The 16,674-nt window shown below is 62.1% G+C and carries 13 protein-coding genes; 11 read left to right on the forward strand and 2 right to left on the reverse strand.

Going from position 1 to position 16,674, the window contains the following annotated elements; genetic code table 11:
• The first annotated feature begins 44 nt into the window (after positions 1-44).
• Positions 45-515, forward strand: coding sequence for a bacterioferritin (gene bfr / locus ACP691_RS00220; protein ID WP_040261520.1), 471 nt, complete (start codon positions 45-47; stop codon positions 513-515).
• Positions 516-611: 96 nt separating this feature from the next.
• On the opposite strand, the gene uvrA is transcribed toward bfr, so the two are convergent.
• Complete coding sequence (gene uvrA, locus ACP691_RS00225; RefSeq protein ID WP_426152325.1) at positions 612-3,449, reverse strand: excinuclease ABC subunit UvrA; 2,838 nt, start codon at positions 3,447-3,449, stop codon at positions 612-614.
• Between the two features lie 196 nt (positions 3,450-3,645).
• On the opposite strand from uvrA, the gene ACP691_RS00230 reads away from it, so the two are divergent.
• From ACP691_RS00230 to nhaA, 4 genes are all read left to right on the forward strand, one after another.
• Positions 3,646-5,040: an MFS transporter gene (locus ACP691_RS00230; RefSeq protein ID WP_426152327.1), complete on the forward strand. Its 1,395-nt coding sequence runs from the start codon at positions 3,646-3,648 to the stop codon at positions 5,038-5,040.
• A gap of 9 nt (positions 5,041-5,049) precedes the next feature.
• Positions 5,050-5,559: a single-stranded DNA-binding protein gene (locus ACP691_RS00235; RefSeq protein WP_426152329.1), complete on the forward strand. Its 510-nt coding sequence runs from the start codon at positions 5,050-5,052 to the stop codon at positions 5,557-5,559.
• Between the two features lie 211 nt (positions 5,560-5,770).
• Positions 5,771-6,688, forward strand: coding sequence for an Abi family protein (locus ACP691_RS00240; RefSeq protein WP_426152331.1), 918 nt, complete (start codon positions 5,771-5,773; stop codon positions 6,686-6,688).
• Positions 6,689-7,074: 386 nt separating this feature from the next.
• Entirely contained in the window at positions 7,075-8,430 is a 1,356-nt protein-coding gene (nhaA, locus tag ACP691_RS00245; protein ID WP_426152333.1) for a Na+/H+ antiporter NhaA, read from the forward strand.
• On the opposite strand, the gene ACP691_RS00250 is transcribed toward nhaA, so the two are convergent.
• Positions 8,423-9,313 (reverse strand): helix-turn-helix domain-containing protein, encoded by an 891-nt coding sequence (locus ACP691_RS00250; RefSeq protein WP_426152335.1) that lies wholly within the window; start codon positions 9,311-9,313, stop codon positions 8,423-8,425. The two genes, nhaA and ACP691_RS00250, sit on opposite strands and share 8 nt — an antisense overlap.
• Positions 9,314-9,529: 216 nt before the next feature.
• On the opposite strand from ACP691_RS00250, the gene ACP691_RS00255 reads away from it, so the two are divergent.
• The 6 genes from ACP691_RS00255 to ACP691_RS00280 all read left to right on the forward strand — a co-directional run bounded on the left by ACP691_RS00255 (position 9,530) and on the right by ACP691_RS00280 (position 16,629).
• Positions 9,530-10,891, forward strand: coding sequence for a glutamine synthetase family protein (locus tag ACP691_RS00255; RefSeq protein WP_426152337.1), 1,362 nt, complete (start codon positions 9,530-9,532; stop codon positions 10,889-10,891).
• Between the two features lie 34 nt (positions 10,892-10,925).
• Positions 10,926-12,023 (forward strand): polyamine ABC transporter substrate-binding protein, encoded by a 1,098-nt coding sequence (locus ACP691_RS00260; RefSeq protein ID WP_426152339.1) that lies wholly within the window; start codon positions 10,926-10,928, stop codon positions 12,021-12,023.
• Between the two features lie 11 nt (positions 12,024-12,034).
• Positions 12,035-13,327: an NAD(P)/FAD-dependent oxidoreductase gene (locus ACP691_RS00265; RefSeq protein WP_426152341.1), complete on the forward strand. Its 1,293-nt coding sequence runs from the start codon at positions 12,035-12,037 to the stop codon at positions 13,325-13,327.
• 183 nt (positions 13,328-13,510) lie between these two features.
• Complete coding sequence (locus ACP691_RS00270; RefSeq protein ID WP_426152343.1) at positions 13,511-14,695, forward strand: HD-GYP domain-containing protein; 1,185 nt, start codon at positions 13,511-13,513, stop codon at positions 14,693-14,695.
• A gap of 127 nt (positions 14,696-14,822) precedes the next feature.
• On the forward strand, positions 14,823-15,707 hold the full coding sequence (locus ACP691_RS00275; RefSeq protein ID WP_426152345.1) for a sugar nucleotide-binding protein: 885 nt from the start codon (positions 14,823-14,825) through the stop codon (positions 15,705-15,707).
• Entirely contained in the window at positions 15,700-16,629 is a 930-nt protein-coding gene (locus ACP691_RS00280) for an NAD-dependent epimerase/dehydratase family protein (RefSeq protein WP_426152347.1), read from the forward strand. Before ACP691_RS00275 ends, ACP691_RS00280 begins: the two co-directional genes overlap by 8 nt.
• The last annotated feature ends 45 nt before the right edge of the window (positions 16,630-16,674 follow it).

Consider the following 16,674-nt stretch of genomic DNA (forward strand, 5'->3'; position numbering starts at 1 on the left):
GGTTCACACTAAGCGCCTTTCCAGCACGTTACGAGATGTGGGCCATGCAAGGTCATCCAGATGTCATCGATTACCTCAACACGCTACTGACCGGCGAACTGGCGGCCCGTGACCAGTACTTCATCCATTCTCGTATGTACGAGGATTGGGGCTTCGCCAAGCTCTACGAGCGAATCAACCATGAGATGGAAGAAGAGGCCGGTCATGCCGACGCGCTTATGCGTCGTATCCTGATGCTGGAGGGTACGCCTCGCATGCGGCCGGACGATTTGGATGTGGGCACCACTGTTCCCGAGATGCTGGAAAGTGACCTGCGGCTGGAGTACAAAGTCCGCGCCGCGCTCTGCAAGGGCATCGCCCTGTGCGAACAACATCGGGATTACGTCAGCCGGGACATCCTCAAGCTGCAGCTATCAGATACTGAGGAAGACCATACTTACTGGCTGGAAAAGCAATTGGGCCTGATCAAGCGCATCGGCCTGCAGAACTACCTGCAGTCGCAGATGGGTAACTGACCGCAGTCATTCGCATCGCCTCAGTAGGAGCCAGCGAAGCTGGCGAATAATTCTCTTCGCTAGCTTGCGCGAGCTCCTACGAGGGACATAGGGCAATCAGGCCTTGTCCCGCTCCAATAGCGGCTTGAGATACTTGCCGGTATAGGATTGGGGCATCTTGCATACCTCTTCCGGCGTCCCGCAGGCAATGATCTGGCCTCCACGAGAGCCACCCTCAGGGCCCAAGTCCACCAGCCAGTCCGCAGTCTTGATCACATCCAGGTTGTGCTCGATCACAACCACGGTGTTGCCGTGGTCGCGTAGCCGATGGAGTACGTCCAGCAGCTGCTGGATATCGGCGAAGTGCAGGCCTGTAGTCGGTTCGTCGAGAATATAGAGCGTCTTGCCCGTATCACGCTTGGACAGCTCCCGGGAAAGCTTGACCCGCTGCGCTTCGCCGCCTGATAAGGTGGTGGCCGACTGGCCGAGCTTGATATAGGAAAGCCCTACATCCATGAGCGTCTGAAGCTTGCGCGCGAGTGCCGGAACGGCGTCGAAGAAAGCGCGGGCTTCCTCGATGGTCATTTCCAGCACCTCGTCAATGCTCTTGCCCTTGTAACGAATCTCCAGGGTCTCGCGGTTATAGCGCTTACTCTTGCACACGTCGCAAGGCACATAGATGTCGGGCAGGAAATGCATCTCTACCTTGATCAGGCCATCTCCCTGGCAAGCCTCGCAACGACCGCCCTTGACGTTGAAGGAGAAGCGCCCAGGGCCATAACCGCGCGCGCGCGCCTCAGGCACTCCGGCGAAGAGTTCACGAATAGGGGTGAACAGGCCGGTATAGGTTGCCGGATTCGAACGCGGTGTACGGCCGATAGGGCTCTGGTCGATATCCACGACCTTGTCCAGGTGCTGAAGGCCATCGATGCTGTCATGGGCTGCGGCCTCAAGCGTGGTGGCGCCGTTGAGCGCGGTAGCGCTGAGGGGGAACAGCGTGTTGTTGATCAGAGTGGACTTGCCTGAACCCGACACACCCGTAACGCAGGTAAGCAAGCCGATAGGAATCTCCAGGTCGACGTTGCGCAAGTTGTTGCCGCGGGCGCCCTTGATCATCAGCGAGCGCTTCTTGTCTCGAGGTGTACGCTTCTCGGGATAGACAATCTTCTTGCGCCCGGACAGGTATGCGCCCGTCAGGGAGTCCGGGTGGGCCATTACCTCATCGGGTGTGCCCTGCGCGACTATGGCGCCGCCATGGACCCCGGCGCCCGGGCCGATATCCACCACGAAGTCCGCCAGGCGAATGGCATCTTCATCGTGCTCCACCACTATGACTGTGTTGCCGATATCACGCAGATGGTTAAGGGTAGCGAGCAGCCGATCGTTATCGCGCTGGTGCAGGCCGATCGAGGGCTCGTCGAGGATATACATTACGCCAACCAGACCGGCTCCGATCTGGCTGGCCAGACGGATCCGCTGGGCTTCGCCGCCCGAGAGCGTATCGGCGCTGCGGTCCAGGGTCAGGTAGTCGAGCCCCACGTTCACCAGGAACTGTAGCCGCTCGCGAATCTCCTTCAGGATCTTGTCAGCGATCTCCCCCTTGCGCCCGGTAAGCTGCAAGCTACCGAAGTAATCCCAGGCTTCGCCGATGGGCAGGCCGGTAACCGCGGGCAGCGTTTTTTCGCCTACCCAGACGTGACGTGATTCCCGGCGCAGGCGCGTGCCCCGACATTCAGGGCAGGGCTGTGTACTGAGGTATTTGGCCAGGTCTTCGCGAACGCTGGTGGATTCGGTCTCTCGGTAGCGACGCTCGAGGTTGGGCACGATGCCCTCGAAGGGATGCGAGCGCTTGACGATATCGCCCCGGTCGTTGAGGTAGCGGAAGTCCACGTTATCGCGGCCGCTGCCATAGAGCAGCAGCTTCTGCTTGTCGGCCGGCAGTTCACCGAAGGGCTTATCCAAGCTGAACTTGTAGTGAGTGGCCAGTGAGCCGAGCATCTGGAAATAGTAGACGTTGCGCCGGTCCCAGCCGCGAATGGCGCCTTCCCCCAGGGTCAGCTCACCATTGACGAGGCGTTTGGGGTCGAAGAACTGTTTTACCCCGAGACCGTCACAGGTGGGGCAGGCACCAGCCGGGTTGTTGAAGGAAAACAGTTTCGGTTCCAGCTCGCTGATCGCATGGCCGCAGATGGGGCAGGCGAAACGGGCCGAGAAAATGATGTCTTCGCTGGTATCCCCTTCGTCCATCGGAGCGACCAGCGCGATGCCGTCGGCCAGCTTCAGCGCTGTCTCGAAGGATTCGGCCAGACGCTGCTGGAGGTCCGCCCGTACCTTGAAGCGATCGACGACCACATCGATGCTGTGCTTTTTCTGCTTGTCGAGCTTCGGGGCCTCGTCCAATTCGTGCAGCTTGCCATCGATGCGCGCGCGCACGAAGCCTTGGGCCCGCAGTTCTTCCAGCACACCCAGGTGTTCGCCCTTGCGCTCGCGAATCACCGGCGCCAGCAACATCAGCCGCCGGCCTTCCGGTTCGGCCAGCACCAGGTCCACCATCTGTGAGACGGTCTGGGCTTCCAGGGGCGTATCGTGGTCCGGGCAGCGCGGTGTCCCCACCCGCGCATACAACAAGCGCAGGTAGTCGTAGATCTCGGTGATGGTGCCGACGGTGGAGCGTGGGTTGTGTGAAGTGGATTTCTGCTCGATGGAAATGGCCGGCGACAGGCCTTCGATAGTGTCGACGTCCGGCTTTTCCATCATCGACAGGAACTGCCGGGCATAGGCTGAGAGCGACTCCACGTAGCGGCGCTGGCCCTCGGCGTAGAGGGTATCGAACGCCAGGGAGGACTTGCCCGAACCGGAGAGGCCGGTGATGACGATGAGCTTGTCGCGAGGAAGGGTCAGGTCGATGTTTTTCAGGTTGTGGGTACGCGCCCCACGAATCAGGATCTTATCCAAGGCGGCCTCGCTCGGCGGGCATAAACACGAAAGTATACGGGGCGAGCCGGGCGAACAGTACCTCCCGGCATACAAAGGCCCAGTGGGCAGGAGTCGCGCATCCGATGAAAATCCATTCATGTGGCATAGCGTCACTCAATGTGCCGTTACGTGATCGGACTGGTAGAATCCCGCCCGGTTCACATGAGGTAATTCCATGCAAGATCTCCACAGCGAACGCATGAGCGGAGGCGAAACCCGCGCCGCTGCCGGCTTGGCGCTCGTGTTCGCTTTCCGCATGCTGGGCATGTTCATGGTACTGCCGGTGCTCGCCACCTACGGCATGGACCTGCCGGGTGCCACCTTGCCCCTCATCGGCCTGGCCATCGGTGCCTACGGGCTGACCCAGGCGGTACTGCAGATTCCTTTCGGCATCATTTCCGACCGAATCGGCCGCCTGCCTGTGATCTACCTCGGGCTGGCGGTCTTCGCCCTGGGTAGCCTGGTCGCCGCGCAGGCGGACGGCATCTGGGGCGTAATCCTTGGTCGGGTCCTGCAAGGTGCCGGCGCCATTTCCGCGGCGGTCATGGCGCTGCTCTCAGACCTCACCCGCGAGCAGCACCGCACCAAGGCCATGGCCATGATCGGCATGAGCATTGGCTTGTCCTTCGCCGTCGCCATGGTCGTAGGGCCGTTGCTTACCCGTGCATTCGGGCTCAAGGGCCTGTTCATGGCCACTGGCGCGCTGGCGCTGCTGGGCGTGCTCATCGTTGCCTTCGTGGTCCCGCGCTCGACGCGCGCGCTCCAGCATCGGGAATCCGGCGTGGCGCGCCAAGCGTTGGGCCCCACATTGCGGCATCCGGACCTGCTGCGCCTGGATGCGGGCATCTTCATCCTGCATGCCATATTGATGTCCAGCTTCGTGGCCCTGCCCCTGGCCTACGTGGAGCGCGCCGGCCTGCCCAAGGAACAGCATTGGTGGGTCTACCTAACCGCCTTGTTCGTCTCATTCTTTGCAATGGTTCCGTTCATCATCTACGGCGAAAAGAAGCGCAAAATGAAGCGTGTGCTGGTTGGCGCCATCGCGGTTCTGGCGCTTACCGAGCTGTACTTCTGGGGCGCGGCCCATAGCCTGGTTTCGCTGGTGGTAGGGACTGTGGTCTTCTTCACCGCCTTCAACCTGCTGGAAGCTTCGCTACCCTCTTTGGTGAGCAAGGTTTCCCCGGCGGGAGGGAAGGGCACCGCCATGGGGGTTTACTCCACCAGCCAGTTCCTGGGGGCTGCCCTGGGCGGCATCCTCGGTGGCTGGATGTTCCAGCACGGTGGGCTGGGCGGCGTGTTCCTGGGGTGCGCGGCATTACTCATGTTGTGGATGGCTATTGCTGGTACCATGCGTGAACCACCCTATGTCACCAGCCTGCGCCTGCCTCTGTCGCCTGAAGCGGCGCGCGATGCGGGGCTGAGCGAGCGGCTCATGGCCGTCCCGGGGGTGACAGACGCCGTGGTGGTGGCCGAGGAAGCCGCCATCTATATCAAACTGGATACGAAAATTGTGGATCGCGCTGCTCTCGACGCCTTGGTCAACCCGCGCCAGAGCACGTGCGACGCCTAGGAGAACGATATGGCCCGCGGGGTTAACAAAGTCATACTGGTCGGCACATGCGGTCAGGATCCGGAAGTCCGCTACTTGCCCAACGGCAACGCGGTGACCAACCTGAGCCTGGCCACCAGCGAGCAGTGGACCGACAAGCAAAGCGGCCAGAAGGTCGAGCGCACCGAATGGCACCGCGTGTCGCTGTTCGGCAAGGTCGCCGAGATCGCTGGCGAGTACCTTCGCAAGGGCTCGCAGGTCTACATCGAAGGCAAGCTGCAAACCCGCGAGTGGGAAAAGGACGGTATCAAGCGCTACACCACGGAAATCATCGTGGACATCAACGGCACCATGCAACTGCTCGGTGGCCGTCCGCAGGGCCAGGACCAGCAAGGCGGCGGCAACTACAACCAGGCTCCTCGCCAGCAGGCACCACGCCCGCAGAGCCAGCCGCAGCAGCAGTCCCGCCCTGCGCCCCAGCAGCAGGCGCCGCAGCAGTCGAATGACTTCGACAGCTTCGATGATGATATTCCGTTCTGAGGTGTAGGCTTTCAGAGCTGTAAACATGAGAGGCGAAGCCATTGATTGGCCTCGTGTTGCTGGACAGATTAATCAAATTTTGATCAACCAGTAGGGCCGTGTTAGCATTGAGCCCAAGAATAGCCCCCACGCCTCGGGCGGGACTTGTCCCGTACTGCGCACCAGGGGGTTAGTTATTTCTAGCCCCCCTGTAACCGCAGAATGCTTTGGCATGCCGCAAGCACCCCTCTATTTCCTCAAGCCTGCGAAACCACCCAGTGCTCTGCTGCGCCGTCTTAGCCTCAAAGGCTTAGGTATCCGAGGACAGCGAGACAAGGCCCTGCACGCCTTGGAGTTCATCTGCTATCACCGCCTGCTGATTTACATGCGGCCGCTGCAGGACCCGCAAAAGCGCTTCTTTGCTACCGTTCAGTTCGACGATATCCTCCAGCTTTATGACTTTGATCGACGGCTACGTCTTGTGTTCCTGGATGCGATCGATCGCATCGGGGTCGCGTTCCGCGCAGCGATCATCAACACTTTGGCCTTAGACAAGACCTGCGGTAGTCATTTTTACCTGGACGCCATCCATTTCAAGGATTGCAAAGCCCATCGCGACATCATGAAACAGGTGTTGGGCCTTCCGGAAAAAAATGCGGCCATCAAGCATTACTACGATAACTACAACACGCCGGCCCTGCCGCCTGTGTGGACGGTTCTCGAAGCGATGACCATCGGCCAGCTTTCGCGCCTGTTCAGTGATCTGCACCTGGATCATCGCAAAACTGTAGCGGCCAAATTCGGCTACGACGAGTCCGTGTTGGTGACTTGGCTGAAAAGCCTGACCATCCTGCGAAATGTCTGCGCCCACCATGGCAGGTTGTGGAACGCGTCGATCACCGCAGATGCGCCGAAATACGCCAAGGCTATTGCTGGTGAGTTTCCCAGTCACAATGATCGAGGGCGCATTTTTGCCCGAGCAGTCGTCGTCCAGGCTTTGCTCGAAAAAATCGACCCCACCTCCGACTGGAAGGTACGGTTCAAACAGTTGATGTCGACCCTGCCTACGTCCGTCCTAGCTAAAGCAGGCCGGACCACGGCCGAGCTTGGCCTGGTTGCAGGTTGGGAGAACCGTCCATTCTGGTCCTGACTTAGGCGTGCGCCAGGCTGGGGGGAAAGTGTAAACAACAGGGCTTCAAATCTTGGTTGCGTTTACGTTTTTGGGCGGATGACACGTGCCTCATCACCAACGCGTTGACTCACAAGGAAGATCTGACTTGTTTACGATTTTTGGTGAGTACACCCGTTCTAAGACCGCTGCGCCCTGGTAAGTACCAGCGCTGCTCGCTGTGGGGGCTGGCGGCAGCTAGCGAATGGCTATGAAGATAGCCAGCTTCGTCATCTGTCGCTGACTCCCACACCAGATTTGCACGTACGGGCCCATCTCCCTATCATTCCGTCGGGGTGCGCCCTGGCATCGGGCCAGCGCGCAGGTTAAACACTCATCGCCGGTCGGGCCGCTGGCGGGGAGTCGATATGCCTTCCGAATCACGCCCTGTCTCCAAGTCCATCCCGCTACCTCAAGTCCTGACCAGCCGCGCCCTGGCTGCGCTCGAGCGCTTCAGCCATATCGAAGCGGTCAGCGGCATCGTGCTGGTCGTCGCCGCCGTGGCCGCGCTCATCTGGGCCAATGGCAGCTCGGCCCATGGCTATGAAACCTTCTGGCATACGCACCTGACGTTGACCCTGGGTGAATGGAGCCTGGGCGAATCGCTGCATTTTCTCGTCAACGATGGGCTGATGACCATTTTCTTTCTGGTCGTGGGCATGGAGATCCGTCAGGAGATCCATGATGGGGCTCTGTCGAATCTCAAGTTGGCGACGCTACCGATAGGCGCGGCCATGGGTGGGGTGCTGGTGCCCGCCGGTCTCTATCTGGCACTCAACGGCGGTCAACCTACCGCCCATGGCTGGGCGGTACCCACCGCGACGGATATTGCCTTCGCCGTCGGGGTGCTAGCGTTGCTCGGCCGTTCGTTACCCAACAACATCCGGGTGTTTCTGCTGGCCTTGGCCATCATCGACGATATCGTGGCCATTCTGATCATCGCCGTCTTCTATACCACCAGCCTTGACTATGCGGGCCTTGGCATTGCCGCGGCCGGGCTGGTGGGTGTGCTGGCCCTGCAGCGCATGGGCATCGGCCTGGCCTGGGTGTACCTGGTGCCGGGTACGCTGACGTGGTATGGGCTGTTCAAGCTGGGCGTGCACCCAACCCTGGCGGGCGTGGTGCTAGGGCTGATGACGCCGGTGCGGCCCCTGCCGGCCCGCCAAAGCCCTCTGGACATGCTGACCGCCGCTTTCCATGAGTTGACCCGTCAGGTTCAGGAACAGCCCAAGCAGGCCGCAGCGCCGCTCAAGCAATTGCTTCAGGCCCAGCGGCAGGTGCTGCCGCCGGTGCAACGGGTGCAGCAGCGCCTGCACCCCTGGGTGGCCTACGGCATCATGCCACTGTTCGCCCTGGCCAACGCCGGCGTGAACCTGCAAGGCGTGAACGTCACCGCGCCCGCGGCTTTCAACGTAATGGTCGGGGTTGGCCTGGCCCTGGTGGTGGGAAAGCCGCTGGGTGTGCTACTGGCCAGTTTTGCCCTGGTGCGCTTGAAACTTTGTGAGCTGCCTTCAGGCGTTACCTGGGCAGGCGTGGCGCTGGTAGGGCTGTTGGCCGGCATCGGTTTCACCATGGCGATCTTCATCGCCGGCCTGGCATTCAGTGATCCCGCCATGCTGGGCGCTGCCAAGCTGAGCGTGCTCTGTGCCTCCAGCGTGTCGGCGGTGCTGGGGCTGGCCTACGGGTTGTGGATGTTCAAGCGCCGGGCGCGGACGCTCAGCTGATGCCAGCGGCCAGGGTCTGGCTCGGGCTTTCCAGGAAAAGGGTGCGATAGGCTTCGGCGAAGCGGCCCAAATGCCAGAAGGAATAGCGCATGGCGACGTCCGCTACCGTGGTTTCTCCTGGACGTGCCCGGAGCAGTGCCTGACGCGCCAGATTCAGGCGACGCATGCGCAGCCAGGCCGTGGGGGCCATGCCGACGCACTCGGCGAAGGCCATGCGCAGTTGGGGGAAACTTGCCCCCGCGCAGTCGGCCAGCTGCACCGCGCTGAAATGCTCGGTGGGGTAAGCGCTGACCAGCTCCTGCACACGCTGAACGATGCGTCGGTGCTGGCGCACCCGGCGAATGGTGGAACCGTGCTGCGCCTGGCTGGATTGCTCCAGCACGAAAAGGCAGTCATCGACCAACTGCAGGGTCAGATGCTCGGCGGCGCCGGGGTCGGTATCGGCCGCCTCGGCCATCTGCCCAAGGGTGGTGCTGAGCCAACGCATGAACAGACCACCATGGACGGACCTCAAGGGCGTCAACAGCAGTTCCTCGAACAGCGGGTTCAGCTGGCGCGCGCCAAGCCGGTCCTGCTGTACCACCACCGCGATCTCTCGATAGTTTTCAGGCGTAATCCATAGGTTCTGGGTGCTCGCGTCCAACAGATAGAGGCTGGCGTCAGCCATGTCGAAGCTGAACACCAAGGCATTCTGGGGCGCCTGGTAGTACTGCTCGATGCGGGTGTTCATGTACTCCTCGTACACCTGAACGCCTGCCAGATCAGCTTCCACCAGACGGCCACGGAACTGGCCCGCCGACATCTGCGCGTAGTGCAGATGCCAGCCGGCATTCGCGGCACCTTGTTCATCAGCGGCAGCGGTTTCCACGACCTTGAACGGCATGGGTGGCCTGTTGGGTTTGTTCTGGGGGCGCCTCACCTTAACAGTGTGGCCAAGGCACCTACAAGACGGGCGCCACTGGCATCGGTAGCGCACCAAAGTGGGGCGTACAGCTTTGTTGAAAACGGATAGACCCCACTCGGCGGATGTTCGAGCATGGCCCCAGCGAACCGGCAGCGTGCCGGCGCACTAGCTCCCAGCGAAGATGGCAGAGGCCACATGAACAGCAGCGTCGCAGCGCCCCTTAGCGAGTGGTTGAAAACCTACGGCATCACCGAAGTGGAATGCGTGGTCAGCGACCTGACCGGTATTGCCCGCGGCAAGATCTTGCCCACCAGCAAATTCCTGAATGAGCACGGCATGCGCTTGCCCGAAAGCGTGCTGCTGCAAACAGTGACCGGCGACTTTGTCGATGACGAGATCTACTACGCGCTGCTGGACCCTGCCGACATCGATATGAACTGCCGTCCGGACCCAGCCGCGGCCTATGTGCTGCCGTGGGCCATCGAGCCCACCGCGATGGTGATCCACGACACCTTCGACCGCTACGGCAACCCGATCGAGCTGTCGCCGCGCAATGTGCTCAAGCGTGTGCTGGCGCTTTACGCCGAGCAGGGCTGGCGGCCTGTGGTGGCCCCTGAGATGGAGTTCTACCTGACCCAGCGCTGCGACGACCCGGACCTTCCACTGCAAGTGCCGCTAGGGCGTTCCGGCCGGCCGGAGAGCGGGCGGCAATCGTTTTCCATCGAGGCGGCCAACGAATTCGACCCGCTCTTCGAAGACGTCTATGACTGGTGCGAAGCCCAGGGCCTGGACCTGGATACGCTGATCCATGAAGACGGCCCCGCCCAGATGGAGATCAATTTCCGTCACGGCGACGCCCTGGACCTGGCTGACCAGATCACGGTGTTCAAGCGCACCATGCGTGAGGCCGCGCTCAAGCACAACGTGGCCGCCACCTTCATGGCCAAGCCGATCACCGATGAGCCGGGCAGTGCCATGCACATTCACCAGAGCGTGGTAGACCTCCATACTGGCAAAAGCATCTTCAGCACCGAAGACGGCAGTGCCAGCACGCTGTTCCTGAATCACATCGGTGGCTTGCAGCGCTATATCCCCGAAGTATTGCCCTTGTTCGCGCCCAACGCCAATTCGTTCCGGCGGTTCCTGCCTGATACCTCCGCCCCGGTGAACGTGGAGTGGGGGGAAGAGAACCGCACCGTGGGCCTGCGCGTGCCAGCCTCCACACCTCAAGGCCGACGCGTGGAAAACCGCCTGCCCGGCGCCGACGCCAACCCCTACCTGGCCATTGCCGCCAGCCTGCTTTGCGGCTACCTGGGCATGATCGAGGGTTGCCAGCCGAGCGCACCCGTACAAGGGCGTGGCTATGAACGGCGCAACCTGCGCCTGCCTCTGACCATCGAGGATGCGCTGGAACGAATGGAAGGCAGCGCCGCGCTCATCCGCGTATTAGGGGCTAAATTCGTTCAAGGCTACGCCGCGGTCAAGCGGGCGGAGCATGAGAACTACAAACGTGTGATCAGCTCGTGGGAACGTGAATTCCTGATGATGAGTGTCTGAGCCTGCCCACCTTCCCACCCCTGTTGGAGGCACCATGAAGTCAGTTGTCGCAACGCTTTGTTCGTCGGCCGTACTGCTGGGCGCAATGGCCCAAGCCCATGCTGAAGGCAGCACGGTAAAGATCTATAACTGGACGGACTATATCGCCCCGACCACCTTGGAAGACTTCGAGAAGGCCACCGGCATCAAGCCGGTCTACGATGTGTTCGACTCCAACGAAACCCTCGAGGGCAAGCTGGTCACCGGGCATAGCGGCTACGACGTGGTGGTGCCCTCCAACCATTTCCTGGGTCGGCAGATCAAGGCTGGCGCCTTCCAGAAGCTGGACCGCAGCAAACTGTCCAACTGGAAGAACCTGGACCCACAGCTCATGAAGCGCCTGGAGGATAACGATCCGGGCAACCAGTACGCGGTGCCTTACCTCTGGGGTACCAACGGCATCGGCTACAACGTAGACAAGGTCAAGCAGGTCCTGGGTATAGACAGGATCGACTCCTGGGCCGTGCTGTTCGAGCCCGAGAACATCAAGAAACTGAGCGCCTGTGGCGTGTCGTTCATGGATTCACCGGATGAACTCTTCCCGGCCATGCTCAACTACCTCGGCATGGACCCGCGTAGTGAGAAAGCCGAGGACTACAAACGCGCCGCGCAAAAGCTCAAGACAGTGGCACCCTACGTTACCTACTTCCATTCCTCCAAGTACGTCAGTGACCTGGCCAATGGGGATATCTGCGTGGCCTTCGGTTACTCCGGTGACGTGATCCAGGCCGCCAGCCGTGCCGAAGAAGCCAGGAACGGTGTGAACGTGGCCTACGTAGTGCCCAAGGAGGGCGGCAACGTCTGGTTCGACATGCTGGCCATCCCCAAGGACGCCGAGCACCCTGAGCAGGCCCTGGCGTTCATCGACTATGTGCTCGATCCCAAGGTCATCGCGGACATCAGCGAAACCGTGGGCTACGCCAACCCTAACCCGGCCTCCAATCCGCTCATGGGCGAGGCCATCACCGGCAACCCTGGCATCTACCCGCCGCCCGAGGTCATGGCCAAGCTCTATGTGTCCAGGGAGTTGCCCAAGGACATCATGCGCCTGATGACCCGGGAATGGACTGAAGTCAAACGCACCCGCAAATGATGGAGCCTGCAATGTCCACCGCACTTCCCCATGTTGGCTCCTACTATGCCGCCAGTGTCGCGCCCGTGGCGCCGCGTGCTTCCTTGCAAGGTGAGGTCAGCGCCGACGTTTGCGTGGTGGGCGGTGGCTTCACCGGGATCAACACCGCCCTGGAATTGGCCGAGCGCGGGCTTTCGGTCATTGTGCTGGAGGCCCAGCGCGTGGGGTGGGGCGCCAGTGGGCGCAACGGCGGGCAGCTGATTCGTGGCCTTGGCCATGACGTCGAGCGCTTCGAACACTTGCTGGGCGCCGAAGGGGTGCGCTTCCTGCAGGAAGCCGGCACCCTGTCCGTGGACATCGTGCGCCAGCGGGTCGAGCGTCATCGCATCGACTGCGACCTGCGCTGGGGATACTGCGACCTGGCCAATAACGCTAAGCATTGGCAGGGGTTCCAGGAAGAACTGCAAGCCTTGCAGGCCCAGGGTTATCCTCATCCGCTCAAGCTGGTGACCAAGGCCGACCTGCACCAGGTGGTAGCCTCGGATATCTACGTCGGAGGGCTGATCGACATGGGGTCGGGGCATCTGCATCCGCTGAAGTTGATCCAGGCCGAGGCCGCCCTGGCCGAATCCCACGGCGCGGTGATCTATGAAGCTTCCCCTGTACGTCGGATCGAAAAAGGCGCCCAGGTGCGCGTATTCACCGATCAGGGGCAAGTGAGCGCGCGTCAATTGGTGCTGGCTTGCGACGCTTTTCTCGACGATCTGGAGCCAGCGCTGGAGGGCAAGCTGTTGCCTGCCGGCAGCTACGTGATCGCCACCGAACCCCTGGGTGAGGCGCGCGCACGCGCACTGATTCCGCAGAACATGGCGCTGTGCGACCAACGCGTGGCCTTGGACTATTACCGGCTGAGCGCGGACCACCGCTTGTTGTTCGGCGGTGCCTGCCATTATTCGGGACGGGATCCGACCGACATCGCCGAGTACATGCGGCCGAAGATGGAGCGCGTGTTTCCTCAGCTCAGGGGCGTCGGCATCGAATTCCACTGGGGCGGGATGATCGGCATCAGCGCCAATCGCTTCCCGCAGATCGGTCGCCTGCCCAGCGCGCCGAACGTCTATTACGCCCAGGGGTATTCTGGGCATGGCTTGAATGTGACCCACTTTGCCGCTCGTATCCTGGCCCAGGCCATCGCCGAGCAGGAGAGCCGCGCCGTGGATCTGTTCGGTCGGGTGCCCCATCGCCGCTTCCCTGGCGGCAAGCGCCTGCGCTCGCCTTTGTTGGCGCTGGGAATGCTGTGGTACCGCTGCAAGGAGCTGGTGTAGCGGCCTGGGTCGATAACGCGTGGCTGCACCGGTTTCCCAGGACTGCTCCATGCAGGTTACCGCCGTGCCTCCCGGATGTCCGCCGTGGGGGTACGGCGTCACGTTCGTCGGCGGCTACGGCGAGGATCTACTCTAGGACTGCATAGTGCCGATACAAGGTTGAGCACTATTGGGGCCCGGGCCATGATCCGAAAGATATCCATCGACGAGCTAACGTTAGGCATGTTCCTGCATGAGGCAGTGGGCAGCGGCATCACGCAGCCGTTATGGAAGGTCGGCTTCAAGGTCCAGCACCCGGTGGACCTGGAACGCATCCGGGCCGCCGGCCTGGATGAGGTGTACATCGACACCAGTCGCGGGCTGGACATCAGCTCGGAAGAACCGGCGGTCACCGTGGCGCCCGCTTCCCAGAGCCTGCAGGACGAAGTAGAGCAGGCCATCTCTGCCTGCTCCCGCGCCAAGCGGGCCGTGGCCAGCATGTTCAACGATGCGCGTCTTGGACAAGCCATCACGAGCGAGGCTTGCGTGGCGGTGGTCGAGGAAATCTCCGCTTCGGTGATGCGTCACCCTCACGCGCTGATCAGCCTGGCCCGGCTCAAAAGCGCCGACGAATATACCTACATGCATTCGGTGGCCGTGTGCGGCCTTATGGTCGCCCTGGGCCGCCAGCTACAAGAGCCTGATGATGTGGTTCTGGAAATGGGAACGGCGGGTTTGCTTCACGACATCGGCAAAATGGCGATTCCCCTGGAAATCCTCAACAAGCCAGGGCGGCTGAGCGACGAGGAGTTCGCCGTGGTCCGCGCCCATCCCGGCAGTGGCCTGGAAATCCTGCGCCGCAGCGGCTTCCTGAGCGTGGCGGCCATCGACGTATGCCTGCATCATCATGAGAAGTTCGATGGCACCGGCTATCCCCACGGGCTGTCTGGCGAGCTCATCAGCCCCATGGCGCGCATGGGCGCCATCTGCGATGTGTACGATGCCATTACTTCGGCCAGGCCTTACAAGAAGCCCTGGGGCCCCGCCCACGCCCTCAAGGAAATGGCCGGCTGGAAAGGGCATTTCGACCAGCACCTGTTCCAGGCATTCGTTCGTACCGTTGGGATCTACCCCGTGGGCGCGCTCGTTCGCCTGGCCAGCGATCGCCTTGCCGTGGTGGTCGAGCAGAATGAAACCGCCTTGCTGACGCCCCGGGTCAGCCTGGTGCTGGATTGCAAGCGGCGACAGTTGTTGAGCCCCGCCTTGCTGGACCTGGCCAACGGTGAAGATCGCATCGTTCGCATCGAACTGCCCGAGGACTGGGGGCTGCGTGATCTGGATCAAGCCTGGTCCAACCTGCCGACCCAGCGGCGGCCCTTGTTCGGCTGAAGTTCCCGCTCAGTCGCCAGCCCAGGGAAACTTCACCGGGCGGGGTGACTATCAGCCAAGAAACCCGCAAAATACTGAGTCTTTCGTGGCATGGCCACGATTACACATCATTGGATCTGTTGACTCTATGCGAATGCGCCTAATGCTGTTGGGCGGCGGTAGCGCCCTTGGTCAAGCGCTGATTCGCCAGGGGGCCGAAGAAGACATCAGCTTCCTTGCCCCGCGCCCGCCGCAAGACGGCTGGGATGCCGCAAGCCTGACCCAGTTGCTGGATGACACCCGCCCGGATGCCGTGGTCAATCTCGCCTACTACTTCGACTGGTTCCAGGCCGGCGAAGTCAGCGCACAGCGCCTGGCCGGGCAGGAACGCGCGGTGGAGCGGCTCGCCGAGCTTTGCCAGCACCATGGCATGATCCTGTTGCAGCCATCCAGCTACCGGGTTTTCGATGGCGCCCGCGCCACGGCTTACAGCGAGAAAGACGAACCGCTGCCCCTAGGGTTGCGCGGCCAGGCCCTGTGGCGAATCGAGCAAAGTGTGCGCGCCATCTGCCCGCAGCATGTGTTGCTGCGCTTCGGCTGGCTGCTCGATGATAGCCCGCAAGGCCTGCTCGGGCGTTTCCTGGCCCGTGCCGAGCAAGCCGGGGCCCTGATGCTGGCCGACGACCGCCGGGGCAACCCCACGCCCGTGGACGATGCGGCACGGGTCATTCTTTCGGTGCTCAAGCAGCTGGATTGCTCGGCGCCGCTGTGGGGCACCTACCACTACGCCGGCAACGAAGCGACCACGGCCCTGGTACTGGGGCAGGCCATTCTCGCCGAAGCCGCCAGCCGAAACCCCTTGCAGGTCCAGGCGCCAACGCCCGAACCCCACGCGGCTCGCGCCGATGCGGCCGAGGAACCGCAGCATGCGGTGCTGGCCTGCAAGAAAATCCTTCATACCTTCGGCATCAAGCCCCGCGCCTGGCGCGCCGGGTTGCCGGCCCTGCTGGATCGGTACTACCGCCATGGCTGACGGCCCTATCCTGATCACCGGCGGCGCCGGCTTCATTGGCTCCCATCTCGTCGATGCGCTATTGGCGCGCGGCCATGGCGTTCGCGTGCTGGATAACCTCAGCACCGGCAAGCGCGAAAATCTCCCTCTGGACAACCCTCGGCTGGAGCTGTGCGCGGGCGACGCCGCGGATGCCGGCCTGGTGCTGGAGACGGCCAAGGGGTGTAGCGCCGCTGTTCATCTGGCGGCGGTGGCGTCGGTGCAGGCGTCCGTGGACAACCCCGTCGCCACTCACCAAAGCAACTTCGTCAGCACCCTCAATTTGTGTGAAGCGCTGCGTATCCATGGCATCCGGCGAGTGCTGTTCGCATCCAGCGCAGCCGTGTATGGCAATAACGGGGAAGGGCAGGCCATCGCTGAAGACTTGGCCAAGGCGCCCCTTACCCCCTATGCCGTAGACAAGCTCGCCAGCGAGCAATACCTGGACTTCTACCAGCGTGAGCATGGCCTTGAACCGGTGGTATTCCGCTTCTTCAACATCTATGGCCCCCGGCAAGACCCTTCCTCGCCGTATTCGGGGGTCATCAGCATCTTCGCGCAGCGCGCGCAGGCCGGCCTGCCTATCACGGTATTCGGCGACGGCGAGCAAACCCGGGACTTTTTCTATGTGGGAGACCTGGTCGGCCTGCTGGTGCAAGCCCTTGAGGCTGACGCGATGCCGGCGGGGCCGTTCAACGTAGGGCTCAACCAGGCCGCTTCGCTCAATCACCTGTTGCAGGCGCTGGGGGCCGTGCTCGGCGGTTTGCCCGCCGTGACCCACCAGCCCGCCCGGGCCGGGGACATCAAGCACTCCCGGGCCGACAACCAGCGTTTGCTGGCGCATTTCCAGCTGAAGGAAACCACGCCCCTGGAAACAGGGCTGCGGCGCTTGCTGTTTTCCTGATGCTTTCGGCCGCGCGGGCCAATGTGGCCGGCGCGATTGCCGAAG

This window comes from Pseudomonas sp. DC3200b2, assembly GCF_049895785.1.
GTDB classification, from domain to species: domain Bacteria; phylum Pseudomonadota; class Gammaproteobacteria; order Pseudomonadales; family Pseudomonadaceae; genus Aquipseudomonas; species Aquipseudomonas massiliensis.